General features: G+C 34.7%; 15 protein-coding genes. All 15 read right to left on the bottom strand.

Annotation, left to right across the window (positions count from 1 at the left end; translation table 11 throughout):
- Positions 1-105: 105 nt before the first annotated feature.
- Positions 106-675, bottom strand: a complete 570-nt coding sequence (locus CN925_RS07600) for a manganese catalase family protein (RefSeq protein WP_098845644.1) — start codon at positions 673-675, stop codon at positions 106-108.
- Between the two features lie 15 nt (positions 676-690).
- Positions 691-954: a spore coat protein CotJB gene (locus CN925_RS07595; RefSeq protein ID WP_098845643.1), complete on the bottom strand. Its 264-nt coding sequence runs from the start codon at positions 952-954 to the stop codon at positions 691-693.
- A gap of 2 nt (positions 955-956) precedes the next feature.
- Positions 957-1,163, bottom strand: a complete 207-nt coding sequence (locus CN925_RS07590; protein WP_098845704.1) for a spore coat associated protein CotJA — start codon at positions 1,161-1,163, stop codon at positions 957-959.
- A 109-nt stretch (positions 1,164-1,272) separates the two neighbouring features.
- Positions 1,273-2,754, bottom strand: a complete 1,482-nt coding sequence (locus tag CN925_RS07585) for a flavin monoamine oxidase family protein (protein WP_098845642.1) — start codon at positions 2,752-2,754, stop codon at positions 1,273-1,275.
- Between the two features lie 245 nt (positions 2,755-2,999).
- Complete coding sequence (locus tag CN925_RS07580) at positions 3,000-3,977, bottom strand: ring-cleaving dioxygenase (RefSeq protein WP_098845641.1); 978 nt, start codon at positions 3,975-3,977, stop codon at positions 3,000-3,002.
- Between the two features lie 203 nt (positions 3,978-4,180).
- Positions 4,181-5,914: a thiol reductant ABC exporter subunit CydC gene (gene cydC, locus CN925_RS07575; protein WP_286138291.1), complete on the bottom strand. Its 1,734-nt coding sequence runs from the start codon at positions 5,912-5,914 to the stop codon at positions 4,181-4,183.
- 14 nt (positions 5,915-5,928) lie between these two features.
- Positions 5,929-7,629, bottom strand: a complete 1,701-nt coding sequence (cydD, locus tag CN925_RS07570) for a thiol reductant ABC exporter subunit CydD (protein ID WP_098845639.1) — start codon at positions 7,627-7,629, stop codon at positions 5,929-5,931.
- Positions 7,629-8,642, bottom strand: coding sequence for a cytochrome d ubiquinol oxidase subunit II (cydB, locus tag CN925_RS07565; protein ID WP_098845638.1), 1,014 nt, complete (start codon positions 8,640-8,642; stop codon positions 7,629-7,631). Before cydB ends, cydD begins: the two co-directional genes overlap by 1 nt.
- Positions 8,639-10,033, bottom strand: a complete 1,395-nt coding sequence (locus CN925_RS07560; protein ID WP_098845637.1) for a cytochrome ubiquinol oxidase subunit I — start codon at positions 10,031-10,033, stop codon at positions 8,639-8,641. Before CN925_RS07560 ends, cydB begins: the two co-directional genes overlap by 4 nt.
- Positions 10,034-10,399: 366 nt before the next feature.
- Positions 10,400-10,930: a chromate transporter gene (locus tag CN925_RS07555; protein ID WP_069034898.1), complete on the bottom strand. Its 531-nt coding sequence runs from the start codon at positions 10,928-10,930 to the stop codon at positions 10,400-10,402.
- On the bottom strand, positions 10,927-11,490 hold the full coding sequence (locus tag CN925_RS07550; protein ID WP_098845703.1) for a chromate transporter: 564 nt from the start codon (positions 11,488-11,490) through the stop codon (positions 10,927-10,929). The genes CN925_RS07555 and CN925_RS07550 overlap by 4 nt, the downstream gene beginning before the upstream one ends.
- Before the next feature lie 15 nt (positions 11,491-11,505).
- The gene (ggt, locus tag CN925_RS07545; RefSeq protein WP_098845636.1) at positions 11,506-13,116 is read right to left on the bottom strand and encodes a gamma-glutamyltransferase; all 1,611 of its coding nucleotides are present in this window, start codon (positions 13,114-13,116) and stop codon (positions 11,506-11,508) included.
- 14 nt (positions 13,117-13,130) lie between these two features.
- A complete protein-coding gene (locus CN925_RS07540; protein ID WP_098845635.1) occupies positions 13,131-14,114 on the bottom strand; it encodes an ABC transporter ATP-binding protein in 984 nt (327 codons plus the stop codon).
- Positions 14,111-15,088, bottom strand: coding sequence for an ABC transporter ATP-binding protein (locus CN925_RS07535; RefSeq protein WP_098845634.1), 978 nt, complete (start codon positions 15,086-15,088; stop codon positions 14,111-14,113). The genes CN925_RS07540 and CN925_RS07535 overlap by 4 nt, the downstream gene beginning before the upstream one ends.
- An 8-nt stretch (positions 15,089-15,096) precedes the next feature.
- Positions 15,097-16,617: a glutathione ABC transporter substrate-binding protein gene (locus CN925_RS07530; protein WP_098845633.1), complete on the bottom strand. Its 1,521-nt coding sequence runs from the start codon at positions 16,615-16,617 to the stop codon at positions 15,097-15,099.
- Positions 16,618-16,624 lie beyond the last annotated feature (7 nt).

The raw sequence follows: 16,624 nt of genomic DNA, 5'->3' as shown, positions 1-16,624 counted from the left end.
TAATAATAATTTTTCCAATTAATTAGCTGTTACTAAAATAAAAACCTGTTCCCTATACTATAGAAGGAACAGGTTTTAAAAAATTATCATTCAAGTTAAACCAACTTAAAAAATCTTCCGCTGTTGTCGATCCTCTTTCAGAATTTCTACAGCTTCTCTAAATCTCTGTGAATGAACAATTTCACGCTCTCTTAAAAATCTTAAACTATCATTTAAATCAGGGTCATCAGATAGATCAATGATCCATTGATACGTTGCCCTAGCCTTTTCTTCAGCTGCAATATCTTCATATAAATCGGCAATTGGATCACCTTTTGCTTGAATATAGGCAGCAGTAAACGGCACACCGTCTGCATTATGGTAGAACAATGCACTATCATGAGAGGCATAATGAGCATCTAGTCCGGCAGCTTTCATTTGGTCTGGAGTCGCGTCTTTTGTTAGCTTATAGATCATCGTAGCAATCATTTCTAAATGAGCAAATTCTTCTGTTCCAATATCCGTTAAAAGTCCAATAACTTTATCCGGAATAGAATATCGCTGATTTAAGTATCTTAAAGCAGCAGCCAACTCTCCGTCTGCTCCCCCATATTGTTCAACTAAAAATTTGGCAAGCATAGGGTTACAGGTACTCACTTTAACTGGATATTGTAGTTTTTTTTGATAAACCCACATGAATATTCCCTCCTTCTAAACCTGCCATGGCCATGGGCCTTTATGCCAGTTCCAGTTTTGATCTGAATAACTGCCACCAAATTGATATAATGGTCCATATTTTGATTCAAAATTAGCTTCGATTTGTTTTTTATATTGGGCGTATTGATTAAATTGGTGAATTGCATTTTGATCACTTGGATGAGTATCTAAATATAAAGTTAGTTCTACTAGTACAAAATCAACAGCTTGCAGTTCCTCTAAATCTTGATAATATTCTGGAGGAAGTTGCTCAGGCATTTTTAATCCCTCCTTGGTTTATATGGATTCTCGTAATAGTCATAAAACACTTTCCATAAAGTACCTTTTTTCAATGCCTCTTTGTAAGAAAATTGCTCTAGTCCTGGTGGCTGAAATCCTAAATACAAATGTGGTGGTGTAGAGTAATATTTTGTACCAATTGGTGGACAAGGGTCATTTGGGCCATGAAAAACATTCCATGTTTTCACAGGGGTAAATTGTAGTCCTTGATTATTTTCGTTCAAACTGATCACTCCCTCAAATAAAAAGACATCCACTATTTTCACTATATTCAACGGAAATTTAAAAAATGAATTTTTATCGTTCTACGATGGTTCGGTTATTTACTTCAAATGCTGATCGAATGCCAGATTCGATTGCGCCTTCAATCCATGCAGGTGCAGTTGATGTATGTTCACCGGCAAAATGCACTCGCCCCTCAGGAGTGGAAATATAAGGTGTCAACTCTCTATTTTGTTCTGGTTTGAACATAGAAAATGCACCTCCAGAGTATGGATAAAGAGCCCAACTATGTGTGTAACCAGTAATAAATTCTGTATAAACTTGATTACCATGGATTATGGCCAAATTACTTAATGCATTCATTATCCGATCATTTTCAGACATACTATCCCAAATCAATGCATCATCTTCCCAAGTATAACTAGCTAAAACAATTCCCGATCCATTTTTACCATTATGATTACTAGGATAATATGCAAACCGGATTGGTAAATCTGTGGTTAATTTCCCACCTAATGTACCATCTTTCTCCCAAAATCTAGTTTTAAACTGAAGTCCAATTTTAGTAGAAGGAACATAGTGTAATTCTCGTATAGCTTTCCATTTATCATAAGAAAATGAATTTCGTGGAACCACTTCTATGAAGTTTAATAACGAAAACGGGATAGTAATAATGGCATAGTCTGCAGTCGTTTGATAAGGCAGATGGCTTGTATAATGATCTGAGTGAATCGTTACTTGATTATTTTCTTGGACGATTTTATTCATTTTTTGTCCAAAGAATAAATTATCCTTCAATTGTGCCAAAAACTTTTTAGGTAGTTGATCATTCCCACCGGTAATCTCATAAAACTTAATTTCTTTTGAAAATAACACAATGAACTCTCTTAATATTGCAGTAAAGGCAAGTTCAGGAAATCCTTCCATCCCTTGAAGTACTTTTACTTCCTCTATCGCACCAGGTGATAAAGGTGTACCGATTGGGTTGTATCTTAAGAATGAATCCATTGAATGATGATCATAATTTTTAATAACGGTTTTCCAATTTTCATAAGGGTCTTGTTTAATAAAATCCATTGTGGACTTTAGCGACCTTTCAATTAACTGATCGACATTCACCCCTTTTTCATTTTCTGCTACACGATAACCTAATATATCAGGGTTTTGTTCATATTGCTTTTGTGTTGTCTTTACCCCGTTAACAAAAATAAGATCCTCTGACTTCCCATTTATAAATTCGTTGATCTTTAAATTAAATTTTCGAATATATTCAAGTACCAGCTTGTGATCAGAAGCAATACGCATTGCTCCCAATTCCAAGTATTGTTCATTAATAAAAGGTGCTCTTTTCGTAAAAATTCGTCCACCTACACGACCATTTGCTTCTAAAATCGTCACCTCATGTCCAGCTTCCTTTAATAAAGAACCTGCCACTAATCCCGAAATTCCCGCTCCTACTATAACAATCTTTTTCGAATTATTTGTCCTCTCTAGTCCATTTTGTATTAAAGTAACCATTTCATCCTTCGATAAATGCCTACTAGATGTACTACTCATGCTCTCTCTCCTAAAAAGTTATTTTAGTTCATAAGATTTTTATTCAGTGAAATATTTCATTAGAATAACAAATTGTTTTATGCATTAAATTTTTTAGGTAATTTTTATCAGTTTGTTTAATGATTAGTTAATAAAACTCACTACCAGTAAGTGGTGAATTCACTTCTTTTTTAGAGCTTCCAGTAGGCGAGGAAGAAACAAAACAACACTCACTAAAATCGTGAGTGTTGTCTTTCAATAAAGTTCTATTCTTTTATAAATTCCTTCGTACTTCTAACAGTATCAATGTGACGAACCATGCCTTCAATTTCATCACGTTTTGGTTCTAAGAACGGTGGTAATGATAGTTTTTCACCAAGTGTTTCATAAGGTTCGTCACCCATAAATCCAGGTCCATCAGTCGCAAATTCGAATAAGATTTGTGGAGCAACTCTTGCATATAACGATTCAAAGAAATGACGATCTACATAGCCAGAGTTTGGTAAACGGAACGAGTCTAGTCGTTTAATCCATTCTTTTAATACAGAAGTATCTTCTACTCGGAAAGCAACGTGGTGAACTGTACCAAATCCTTGGAAGCTTTGAGGTAATATTTCATTATGCTCCGCAATGATTTGAGCTCCGTTTCCACCTTCGCCGACTTCGAATAAGTGGAATGAACCTTCTTTATCAATCTCTTTAAATAAAAGTACTTTTTCAATTACTTCTTTAAAAAATTCGAAATTAGCTACGCGAATAAATATTGGTCCTAATCCTGTAATTGCGTATTCTAATGGGATTGGTCCTTTTTGCCATGGTGTACCTGAAGCAATTCCTTTATTATGCTCATCTGAAATTAATTGATATTGCTGGTCGTCGAAATCAACAAATGATAATGTTTTTTTACCAAATTGTGTTTTTATTCCTGTGTGCTTTACTTCTAATCTGTCAAAACGCTTCACCCAATAGTCTAATGCTGCATCAGTTGGTACACGGAAGGATGTTTTTGAAATTTCATTTGTTCCATGTACTCCTTTTGGAATTCCAGGGAAATCGAAAAATGTCATGTCCGTTCCGGCACTTCCCTTATCGTCCGCAAAGAATAAATGGTAAGTTTGAATATCATCTTGATTGACCGTTTTCTTTACTAAACGCATCCCTAAAACATATGTGAAAAATTCATAGTTTTTTTCTGCACTACTAGTTATTGCTGTTACATGATGGATCCCCTTTAAGCCGTTCATATTAATTCCTCCATATCATTTATTTATCTATATACGCTTTTATATTTTGTGAATCTTTTGCTTAAGAATACTGAAAAAATTTATTTTGAATTCAATATATCTCGAATTCGAGATAAATATATCATGTAAATCATATTCCGTCAAATTGAATTTTATAAGTAAAAAGACTCTAGCAAATTAGCCAGAGTCTTTCTGTTTAACATCTATTCATTTACTCTAAATGGTCGATCTAATTCAAAAAGATTGCGATATCTGCCCTCGTTTTTGAACAGTTCTTCATGTGTGCCTTTCATAGCAATTTTTCCTTTGTCTAAGAAGAGAATTTGATCCGCCATTTCAGCGCCAATTAAATGGTGTGTGATCCATAATACTGTCTTTCCTTCTAATACTTTAAAGATCGTATGAAGTAGTTTTCGTTCTGTTATTGAGTCTAATCCGACAGTGGGTTCATCTAGTATAACAATTGGTGTGTTTTGAAGAAGTATTCTAGCTAAAGCAATTCTTTGTCGTTCACCACCAGAGAATCTTACACCGGTTTCTTGCATAGGTGTATGATAGCCTTCTGGAAGTGAGGAGATATAGTCATGCATTTCTACCATCTTTGTAACCTCTATTACCTCTTCATCACTTGCTTTTGGATTTCCTAAACGAATATTATTTATAACCGTTGTATCAAATAAATATGGCTTTTGATTTAGGACTGATACAACTTTCGAAATATTGTCCCCAAAAGCAATACTCTCAATTTTATTTATTTTAACATTTCCATTTGTAGGAGTTTCTACACCTTCAATTAGCTTAAGAATAGTCGATTTTCCTGATCCACTCGGTCCTAATAAAGCAGTTTTTTTGTTTTCTTTAATTGTAAAAGAAACATTATTTAAGATCGTTTCGTTTTCCGAGTAATGGAAAGATACATTTTCAAACTCGATTTGTCGATAATCTTCAATATCTCCTTCAATAATAGGTGTTTGCTGATCACGACTCACTTCTTTAATTCCTTCTAAACGATTGATTGAATCAGTATATAAAGGAACACTTCCAAGTGAATTTGAAAGTGGAATGAAAGCTTCAGTTAAAGGAAATAAAACTAAAACAAATGCTGCGATAAATGTTCTTGGAATTTCTCCAGCTATACTTTCATTCCCTGTCCAATATAGCATCATTAAAACTAAAATTGCTACAATACATTGAGCAATTAAATCACGACGTCTTCTAAATCTTTTTTCCTTGTTTTGTATGTTTCTTAGCGATTCATCCATTTCTCGGTAATTTTCAATAAAACTATTTTGTTTACCACTAAACAGCCAATCACTAATACCCATAACAGCATCAGTTAAATTTTCATATAAATGACTTTTTTCCTTTTTTATTTGGTAAGTACGCGCTTTTTCAACTAATAATGAAACATACGGTAGAACGCCTATTAAAACAAAGGAAATGACTGCTGTTAGTATTGCAAATGGAATGGAAAAGAATCCAAGTGCTACTACTGATATAAAATAGATAAACAATGCCGCAATTCCAGGGAAAATAGTTTTTAAATAAATATCCTGTAAATATTCAATGTCATTTGCTAAAAGACCTAGAATATCTCCTGTTTTAAATTTCGAATTGATCGTAAGTGCATACGGTTCTAGATTACTAAATAATCTGGTTCTCATTTTAGATAAGATTTTTAATATTGTGTTGTGACCGACTAATCTTTCAACATACTTAGAAGCTGACCTTAAAATACCAAAAGTACGTACAGCAACGATTGGTACATAAATCATTAAAATATTTTCAGGTCTTGTTGCTGCTTTAGAGATTAAGTAGCCGGAAGTGTACATAAGAGAAGCCGCTGCAAATATAGTCAATGAACTTAAAAAAATCACGACTAGAAACAAACGACGATTTTCTTTTATATATGGTAAAATCCATCCATTTTTATTCAACATATATTAACCTTCTAACTGTGAATTAATCGATAATAATGACCTTTTTTCATTAATAATTCTTCATGGGTACCAACTTCAATGATGCTACCTTCATTCATTACAATAATCTGGTCCATTTCTTTCATCCAATGTAAGCGATGAGTAGCCAAAAATACTAATTTACCAGAAAATAGCTGAAGCATTGTTTGTTTTAATTCAAACTCAGTTTCAATATCAAGATGACTAGTAGGTTCGTCTAACAAAAGAATCGGACGATTTTCAAGATATGCTCTAGCAAGAGCGACACGTTGACTTTGCCCGCCACTTAAAGCCCTGCCACCTTCACCTATTTTTTCATTTAATCCTTTTGGTAATTCTTCGATCAAAGAAGTTAACCCAGCTTTAACAGCTGCATTTTCAATTTCTTCTGTAGTAGCATTCGGTTTATAGAAGCTTATATTATCGTTTAATGATTTTGAGAAAATATAAGGACTTTGTGGAATATAGATTAACTGTTTATGCCAATCTTCTATTTGCAAATGTGATATCTCTTCACCAGAAATTTGAATAGTACCATTTGCTGGCTCTAAAAATCCACCTAATAAATCAATAAGCGTCGACTTACCAGATCCACTTTCTCCAACAATCCCAATTTTTTGAAACCCTTTTATATTCATATTTATATTTTTTAGTATCATTTGACCGTCTTTTTCGGGTTTTACTGATACATTTTTTAAATGAATTTCGCTATCATGATTCCAATCTGATATAGGAGCACTTTGAACCTTAAATTCTTGCTGATCTAAAATATCTTGCATTGCTTTTCCGGCTTCTTGACCGTTTAATGTAGCATGATAATCAGCTCCAACTTCACGAACTGGTAAAAAATATTCAGGAGCTAAAATTAAAATTGTTAATGCTGGGCCTAATAAAATTACTCCATCAATCAAACGAAGTCCTAAAAAGACGGCAACTGTAGCGATTGATAGCATTGTGAATAAATCGAGTGCAAATGATGATAAAAAAGCTACTTTTAATGTGCCCATCGTTGCTTCTCTGTATCTTTCACTTACACTTTCTATTTTTTTTATATGTTTTCTACTTAACCCAAGGAATTTTAATGTTTCTAGACCCCGTAATGAATCAGTAAAATGGTTCGATAATATACGGTAAACCTTCCATTGTTTATTTGATTTCTTTTTAGCTGCCAAACCTAGTAAAATCATAAAAATAATAATGATTGGAAATGTTACGATTAGTATAAGTGCAGAAACTTTATCAATAAAGAATAGATAAATCACGATTACTGGTGAGACAATTGCTAAGTTAATCATTTTCAATGGAACGATTTCTAAATAATTTCTTAGTTGTGTAGTTCCTTCCATAATAAGCGTTACAATATTTCCTGTTCCTGATTTCCTCGCAAATCTAGGTCCTAGTTTAAAAAGCTTTTCTAAAACTTTCATTTTCATTTCGGATGAAGCAATGTCTGCAAAATGCTCTGAACATTTCTGCTTTATAGTTGATATAAGATAACGACAAATAAACGCTGTGATGAAGAAAATAGTAGCGTATAAAATATCGCTACTATTTTTTCCATTGAACAATCTGACAATAGCTTGTGAAAGCATATATGCCTGAATAATAATTGCCGTTACTTGTATAATTGTTAAAAAAGATAGGATCATTAATAAACGATTTATCCCTTTATATTTAATAAGATCTTTTCCCATTAATAAGTCAAATCCTTCTCATCCACTCTTTTTCTAAATACATAATAACTCCAAATTTGGTAACCTAGTACGAATGGTAATAATGTACATGCAACGATTGTCATTATTTTTAACGAATAAGGACCAGATGAAGCATTATAAACAGTTAGGTCATACGTACTTTTGATTGAACTAATCATGACTCTTGGGAACAGTGAAGTAAACATTGTCCCGACTGTTAGTACAATACCTAGGCCTGTCATAGTAAATGACCAGCCATCTTTTTTCTTAAAAATGAATATTGTAGCGAGAACATAACTTACTACGATTAATAAAATTAGTGGAATTGTTATTTGTGCTTTTACTTTAAACATATCTGTTTCAAAATAAGCCATACCAGTGAAGGCCACTAAGAATAAGAATACTGGCATGATTACCATACGTGCTAGAGAACGTGCACGGTTTCTTAATTCTCCAACCGTTTTTAATGTTAAAAACATTAATCCGTGTAAGAGACACAGTAATGTCACTGTTACGCCCCCAACTACTGTAAACAAATTGACGTAATCTGTAAAACCAGCAGAAATATTCATATTTTGATCAATTGGCATTCCTCTAAGAATACTTGAGAATAGTACACCGAATAAAAATGGTGGTAATAAACTTCCGAAGAAAATGACCCAATCCCAAGCTTTTGCCCATTTAGCTTTTTCAACTTTTCCTCTAAACTCAAAAGCTACACCACGGCCGATTAAAGCCATTAATACAAATACAAATGGAATATAGTATCCGCTAAACATCGTTGCATACCAATTTGGAAAGGCTGCAAAAATTGCACCACCTGCTGTTAATAACCACACTTCATTAGCATCCCAAAACGGTCCAATTGTGTTTATTAAAATTCTTCTTTCGGTATCATTCTTAGCTAGTAGCTTTGTAGATATACCTACACCAAAGTCAAAGCCTTCTAAGAAGAAGAATCCGATAAATAAAACTGCTACAAGTAAAAACCATAATTCATTTAACTCAATCATACGATAGTAGCCTCCCTTTCAAACGGATCGACCGTAGGAACTTCTTTTGTCTCAACATGGTGTGTTCCTTTTTTAATTTCTTTCACAAACAAGTAAACTAAAACAACTGCTAAAATGGCATACATTGTTGTAAAAGTTGTGATTGAAAAAATGAGTGATCCTTTTGAAACATTTGGTGATACAGATGCAGCAGTAGTCATTAAACCGAATACTGTCCATGGTTGGCGACCTATTTCCGTCATAACCCATCCAGCTGTATTTGCAATAAATGGTAAAGAAATTAGTAAAATTGATGCCTTTAAGAATAGGTTTTTTGATTCTAATTTTTTTCGATAACTAAAATATAAACCTAGCATCGACATTAAAATCATAACCATTCCTGCTCCTGCCATAATTCTAAAGCTCCAGAACGTTGTATTAACTGGTGGAATATAATTTCCGGGACCATATAATTTTTCATATTGTTTTTGTAATGTATTCATTCCTGGTACTTTACCTTCAAACTTCTCATAAGCTAGATAACTTAATAAATATGGTACTTCTACCTCGTATTTATTTTCTTTCTTTTTCGAATCAATCAGACCAAAGACCATCCAGCTTGCAGGGTCTCCGCTATCATCCCATAACCCTTCACTTGCAGCCATTTTCATAGGCTGTGTTTTCATTAAATGCTTCGCTTGAGAATGTCCGCTAAATGCAATACCAATTCCTGCAATTAGCGCGAACACCATTGCGAGATTAAATGCTTTTTTAAATAATTCTATTTCTTGTTTTTTTAAGATTTTATACGCACTTACACCAGCAACAAATAATGCTCCTGTTGCTAATGCTCCAGCAATTGTGTGAGGAAACTCAACTTTAAGTTGTGGATTTGTTATGATTGCTAAGAAGTCGGTCATTTCTGCACGACCATTTTTAATCGCAAATCCTACTGGCTCCTGCATAAAAGAATTCGCTGCTAAAATCCAAAACGCAGACATTAACGTACCGAAAGCAACTAACCAAATACACATTAAATGAATTTTTTTATTAAGTCTTTCCCAACCAAATATCCAAATTCCTAAAAATGTAGATTCCATAAAAAATGCTAAAAGTGCCTCAATTGCAAGCGGCGCACCAAATACATCCCCTACAAAACGGGAATATTCAGACCAGTTCATCCCAAATTGAAACTCTTGAATAATACCTGTCACAACACCAACTGCAAAATTAATTAAAAATAAGTGCCCAAAGAATTTTGTTAACTTTTTATATTCCTCTTTGTTTCGAAAAACATACAACGTTTCCATCATTGCTACCATAAATACTAAACCTATTGAAAGTGGAACAAATAAAAAATGGAAAATTGTAGTAGAACCAAACTGTATTCTTGCAAGCTCTAACACACTCACAGTACATCCCCCTTAGGATAAAAATCATTTCAAAAAAAATTCCATTAAGCTCGAGCAAAACTTTGAATATTTTTTCACAAATAATTCATTAAGTAAATTTCAGAGAACCATTCAGTGGTATCTCTTGTTACTTCTAGTTTACTTTTCCAAAGGGGTTTTTGACTTCATCTTTTTTGTCTAAATCGTGTCTATAAATTGTCTATTTTGTGACAGAATTCACATTCACTGTTAAAAGTGCTTTTTTATGATAAAAAAGCCGCCACTTTTTTACTCCTTAACTTTGAGCTTTAAAAAAACATTATTGAAGCAACCCTATATTGGCATTGCTTCAATAATGTTCGAATAAAACAATCAGTTGTTCATTATTTAAGATAAAAATACTGCACCGTAAACAAGAGCCCCACCAATTACATATGCGGGATGAATTTTCCAACGTTCTAGAAATAATAAAGAAAGGACGCTAATAATAATTGTTTGCGTTACACCTACCCCATTATATGAATCGTTAAAAAAGTCAAAGGCCATAATGCCGAGTAAAACGGCGATTAAAGGCCTAACTAATGATGTCATCTTTTTGACTTTTGGTGAATTTTTATGCTTCATTAATATACTTAATAAAGCAATCATCAAGATTAGAGAGGGTGCGATTGAAGCGAATAGTCCTACAAAGGAACCAAATACACCTCCCTCAACATATCCGATATATCCGGCCATCTTTGTTGCAATCGGACCCGGAAGCGCATTTCCTAATGCAAGTACGTTACTAAATTCAACTGAAGTTAACCATCCGTATTTATCAACGACTTCATTCTCAATAAGAGGAATCGAAGCTGGTCCTCCTCCGTATCCGAAAATGCCTGGTAAGAAAAATGCTAAAAATATTTTCCAATAAATCATGAAGCCTTCACCTTCTTCTTCTTTTCGTTTTTACTTTTTGAGAAAAAGGCATATCCGACTAAGCATCCAATTAAGATAGCAGGATGTATATTTAATAAATATAAAAGGATAAAACTAGCAACCACGATCAAGCTAGTGATTTTCCAGCCAAGAGATTCCTTCGATTTCTCAATAAACTCCCATGTTAAAGTTGCTAACATTACTCCTACTACTGGCACAACTGCATTCGACATGCCTTGTACCCAAGCAACACCTTTAAAGTGATTTAGTGTTGATAATAGAAGTAAAAGTAGGAATACAGTCGGTAGTGTTGTTGCGATAATGGCATTTAGCATACCTACTACGCCACCTGTTCTCCATCCTACATATCCTGCAAGCTTTGTTGCAATTGGTCCTGGAAGAGCATTTGCGATTGCTAGTACATCTGAAAAGTCATCTTTACTTAACCATTTATACTTGTCCACAACTTCTGTATGGATTAGTGGTATAGAAGAAGGACCTCCTCCGTATCCTAGCATTCCTACTCTAAAAAAAGCTAAAAAAAGTTTCCATTGATTTATCATCGAATCATCCCTTTACCAAACTGCAATTGCGCCATCTGTTCTAGATTCAGTTCCTCCCATTAGTACTCCGGTTCTAGGATCACGCCATATAATTTGGCCCCTTCCGAAACTGCCACAATCTGTAGCCACTTGAATTTGATGGCCTTTTCTCGCAAGTGCTTGGGCAAGGTGATTTGGAAAATGAGGTTCCACGACCACTTTTTTACCTTCCATCCACTGCCATCTAGGTGCATCTAATGCACTTTGAGGATTTAAGTGAAAATCCACTGTATTCATGACAACTTGTGCATGACCTTGTGGCTGCATATATCCTCCCATTACGCCAAATGGACCTACTGCTTCACCATCTTTTGTTAAAAACCCTGGGATTATTGTGTGATATGTTCTTTTACCAGGCTTAAGTGCATTAGGATGCTCCGGATTTAAAGTAAAGTCATGTCCTCTATTTTGAAGAGCTATTCCTGTATCAGGAATGACAATCCCAGAACCAAATCCCATATAGTTACTTTGAATAAAGGAAACCATATTCCCTTCACCATCAGCAGTCGCTAAATAAACTGTGCCACCTTTTGGAGGTGTATAGTTTTCTGGTTCTATTGCTTTTTCACAAATTAATTCTCGACGTGACGCGGCATATTCTTCTGATAGTAGCTCATCTACATTCATATCCATATGCTCAGAATCCGTAATAAAAGCTTTTCCATCAGTAAATGCTAGTTTCATAGCCTCTATTTGCTTATGATATGTATCGACATCATCTTTTGTAGAAAAATTAAAACCTTTAGCAATGTTTAATGCCATTAATGCTACCAAACCTTGCCCATTAGGTGGAATTTCCCAAACATCGTATCCACGATAATTTGTCGAGATTGGGTTAACCCATTCTACTTTATATTCACTTAAGTCCTCTGAACTAAGGTATCCGTTATGTTCTTTCATAAAGGAAACAATTTTTTCTGCTAATCTACCACGATAAAAACTCTCAGCATTTGTTGCACCGATTTCACGTAACGTTTCTGCATGTGCTTTAGATGACCATAATTCGCCAATCTCAGGTGCACGATCATTTGGAGCGAATGTTTTAAACCACTCATCAAATTCTGGTGATGTAAATTGTTTTTTAAACTTTTCATATGCTATATTCCAAAACTTCCCTAAAATTGGCGAGAGTGGGAAGCCATCTTCTGCAAGCGTAATAGCTGGTTGTAAAACCTCTTGTAATGGTAATTTACCAAAACGTTTTGATAATGCAGCCCATGCAGCAGGCACTCCAGGCACTGTAACTGGAATAACCCCATGCGTCGGCATTTTCTCTAGTCCTTGTTCCTTTAACTTTTCAATCGATATTGATTTTGGAGCAGGACCACTACCGTTTAAACCATGTAGTTCCCCATTTACCCAAACTAGTGCAAAGGCGTCTCCACCAATACCGTTTGAAGTAGGTTCGACTACTGTTAATGCAGCCGCTGTGGCAATTGCAGCATCGATTGCGTTACCACCTTTTTTTAATATATCTAACCCCGCTTGTGCCGCTAAAGGTTGTGAAGTAGCTACCATACCATTTTTACCAAATGTCGTATGGCGTTGTGCTGAATATGGATTATTTAAATGATCAAACTGCATCTGTTTCCTCTCCTTTAAGCATCTACATGGTGACATGCAACAAAATGATTTTCTTCAATTTCTTTCCACTCAGGTTTTACTTGTCCACAAAGTTCAGTTGCTAGTGGACAACGTGTACGGAATGTACAACCTGATGGTGGGTTAGCTGGATTTGGAATTTCACCTGTCAAACGAATTTTCTCAGGTCTCTTTCCTACCTTTGGGCGAGGAATCGCAGATAGTAGCGCCTTAGTATAAGGATGTAGTGGGTTATTATATAGCTTGTCAGCAGGAGCTAACTCAACTGTATTACCTAAATACATTACTAAAACTCGATCACAGAAATATCGTACGACTCCTAAATCATGAGAGATAAATAAATAAGTTAAGTTATATTTTGCTTGTAATGATTTTAATAGTTTAAGTACTTGTGCTTGTACAGATACATCTAGTGCTGACACTGCCTCGTCACATATAATTAACGATGGGTTAAGGGCTATCGCTCGTGCAATTCCGATCCGTTGACGTTGTCCACCACTAAATTCATGGGGATATCGATCATAGTGATCTTCGTTTAAGCCTACCTCACGAAGCAAGCCGATTACCTTTTCTTTTCGCTCTTGTTTTGATAGATTCGTATGGATAACAAATACCTCTTCCAACGCATCTCCAATTCGTTGTCTCGGATTTAATGATGCATACGGGTCCTGGAAAATCATTTGCATTTGTTTCTTAAAATCATTTCGATTCTTATTCGATAAATGTTGGATTTCTGTCTCTTTAAAAAATACTTTTCCGTCAGTAATATCTTCAAGACCTAAAATCGTTTTTCCCAATGTAGATTTACCGCAACCTGATTCACCTACAACTCCTAAGCTTTCACCTTCTAATAATGTTAAACTTACTTCTTCAACTGCTTTTACATGGCCTTGAACTTTTTTTAGTAAGCCTCCACGAATCGGATAATATTTTTTAACATTTCGAAGCTCTAATAAAGTTTTACTTTTTGTTAGAGTCATATAGAATCCTCCTCACTCAGCCAACATTTAACTGTGTGACCGTCCATTATTGTAAATTCCTTTGGAACTTCCACTTTGCAACGTGCTAATGCATGTTGACAACGTGGATGGAAACGGCAGCCAGTTATTTGTTCGTTTAAGCTCGGTGTCGAGCCTGGGATTGCTTCTAATTCAAAATCAGTATCATCTACATTTGGTACAGAGCTTAATAATCCTCTAGTATATGGATGACTTGGACGATTGAAAATCTCTTCAACTGGACCTTCCTCAATTTTTTCTCCTGCATACATGACCATTACTTTATCGGCAATTTCAGCTACAACCCCCATATCATGCGTAACCATAATGACACCCATTCCAAGCTGTTCTTGTAAATCATGGATTAAATCTAATATTTGAGATTGTATCGTAACATCAAGTGCGGTCGTCGGCTCATCTGCAATTAAGAGTCCAGGTGTACAGGCTAATGAAATAGCAATCATAACCCTTTGCCTCATTCCACCACTTAACTCATGGGGATATTGAGTCATTCTTTTTTCTGGATATGGTATTCCTACTTGTTTTAAGAGTTCAATTCCCTTTTGATTTGCCTCTTGTTTAGAAAGCTTCTGGTGGATCATAAGTGGCTCACGTAGCTGATAACCAATTGTGATTACAGGGTTTAACGCAGTCATCGGCTCTTGAAAAATCATCGATATTTTATTGCCTCTTATTTTTCTTAATTCATCAGTTGTTAACTTAGTTAAATCAGTTCCTTCTAATTGAATTGAACCGCTTTTTATTGAACCATTACTTGGCAATAATCCCATAATAGATAATGAAGTAATACTTTTTCCGCAACCCGATTCGCCAACTATACATAAAGTTTCACTTTTATTAACTGAAAAGGATACGTTTCGAACAGCTGGGATTTCTCCATCAGCTGTTTGAAACGTTGTTACTAAATTATTTACAGATAGAAGCTCTGTTGACATACTATTACCTACTCTCTGTGTACGTTGTATAATGACCATTGGCCAGTAGGATCAATTTCAATGCCTTTCACCGATTGATCAACTGCAGATGTTACTACACCTTGATTCATAACGATTACAGGAGCATCTTTTACTAATAATTCATTTGCTTGTTTTAGTTTTTCTTTTCGGGCATTTTGGTCAATTGTTTGACGAGATTCATTAACTAACTGATCAAATTGCTTATTACTATATGAAATTCGGTTTGACGACCCAACATTGTCAGAGTGGAAGTTTGGATACAATAATTCACTACCATCAGCTGTACTGTTTGCCCATCCTAGGAATGTTACATCGTATTGACCTTTTGTTGCTGCATCTAAGAAAGTTCCCCATTCCATCGTTTCAAGCTTAACTTTTAGGCCAATTTCCGTCATTTGAGATTGAGCAATTTCAGCCATTTTCATGTACATATCTCGATTTGGTACTAGCATTTTTACTTCTTTTCCTTCAAAGCCGTTATCTTTAATCAGTTTTTTAGCTTTTTCCAAATCATAAGAATAACCAGCCTTTTCTTCAGATTGATCATATCCGAAAACTTTTGGTCCAATTACACTATTACCTTCAATACCTAATCCGTTTAACTGATTAATATATGCTTTACGATCTAATCCATAAGCAACTGCTTGACGGAATGCTAATTTATTCATTGGAGCCTTTTTCATGTTAAATCCTAAATAATAAACAGGTGTTCCCTCTTCCTTTGTTACTTTCACATTTTTAATTGCTTCTAGACGTTTCACTTGTTCAGCTGGAAGAGCATCAATAAATTGTACTTTTCCTGTTTGTAACATTGAAATAGCTGTTGAAACTTCAGGTACTACTTTAAAAGTAACTTTTTTCAATTTAGGTGCACTATTCCAATAATCTTTGTTTGCTTCAAGAACGATTTGGTCACCAGGTGTCCAGCTAACAAACTTAAATGGCCCAGTTCCTACAGGCGTTTTCATTAAATCACTATTTTTATCTGCTTCAGGGCTTACAATTGAAGCAGCGGTATGAGCAAGTGCAGCTAAAAGTGGTCCATATGGATATTTCGTTTTAATTTCTACTTTATAATCATCAATTACATTAACTGATTCAATTGGTTCTAATAATGAAGCACGTGGAGCGGCAGTTTTTGGATCACGGAATTTATCAAATGTGTATTTTACTGCTTCTGCGTTAAAATCTGTTCCGTCTTGAAATTTAACCCCTTTTTTTAATGTAATTTCCCAAGTCTTATTATCTGGATTCGTATAAGATTCGGCTAATAAAGGTTCGATTTTCATTGTTTTAGGATTTCTTTTAAATAAAGTTTCATAAACTTGCATGATGACATTAGCTGATACAGAATCATTCGTTAAGATTGGTGATAAACCTACTGCATCTGATGTTGAAGCATATGTAAGTTCTTGCGAAACATTAGCGCTATTTGATCCAGTTGTTTTACTAGAACATCCAGCAAGAAGAAGAATTGCACTAAGTACGATAACCATCCATTTTTTCATTTACCCA

The organism is Bacillus sp. AFS055030 (genome assembly GCF_002574545.1).
GTDB lineage: Bacteria > Bacillota > Bacilli > Bacillales > Bacillaceae_G > Gottfriedia.
The sequence above is the reverse complement of the archived record's forward strand: the minus strand, read 5'-3'. Positions and strand labels throughout refer to the sequence as shown.

Coding starts and splice junctions, on each gene's coding strand:
- CN925_RS07600 (WP_098845644.1), bottom strand. CDS start 675: ATGTGGGTTTATCAAAAAAAACTACAATATCCAGTTAAAGTGAGTACC.
- CN925_RS07595 (WP_098845643.1), bottom strand. CDS start 954: ATGCCTGAGCAACTTCCTCCAGAATATTATCAAGATTTAGAGGAACTG.
- CN925_RS07585 (WP_098845642.1), bottom strand. CDS start 2,754: ATGAGTAGTACATCTAGTAGGCATTTATCGAAGGATGAAATGGTTACT.
- CN925_RS07580 (WP_098845641.1), bottom strand. CDS start 3,977: ATGAACGGCTTAAAGGGGATCCATCATGTAACAGCAATAACTAGTAGT.
- cydD (WP_098845639.1), bottom strand. CDS start 7,629: ATGGGAAAAGATCTTATTAAATATAAAGGGATAAATCGTTTATTAATG.
- cydB (WP_098845638.1), bottom strand. CDS start 8,642: ATGATTGAGTTAAATGAATTATGGTTTTTACTTGTAGCAGTTTTATTT.
- CN925_RS07555 (WP_069034898.1), bottom strand. CDS start 10,930: ATGATTTATTGGAAAATATTTTTAGCATTTTTCTTACCAGGCATTTTC.
- ggt (WP_098845636.1), bottom strand. CDS start 13,116: ATGCAGTTTGATCATTTAAATAATCCATATTCAGCACAACGCCATACG.
- CN925_RS07540 (WP_098845635.1), bottom strand. CDS start 14,114: ATGACTCTAACAAAAAGTAAAACTTTATTAGAGCTTCGAAATGTTAAA.
- CN925_RS07535 (WP_098845634.1), bottom strand. CDS start 15,088: ATGTCAACAGAGCTTCTATCTGTAAATAATTTAGTAACAACGTTTCAA.
- CN925_RS07530 (WP_098845633.1), bottom strand. CDS start 16,617: ATGAAAAAATGGATGGTTATCGTACTTAGTGCAATTCTTCTTCTTGCT.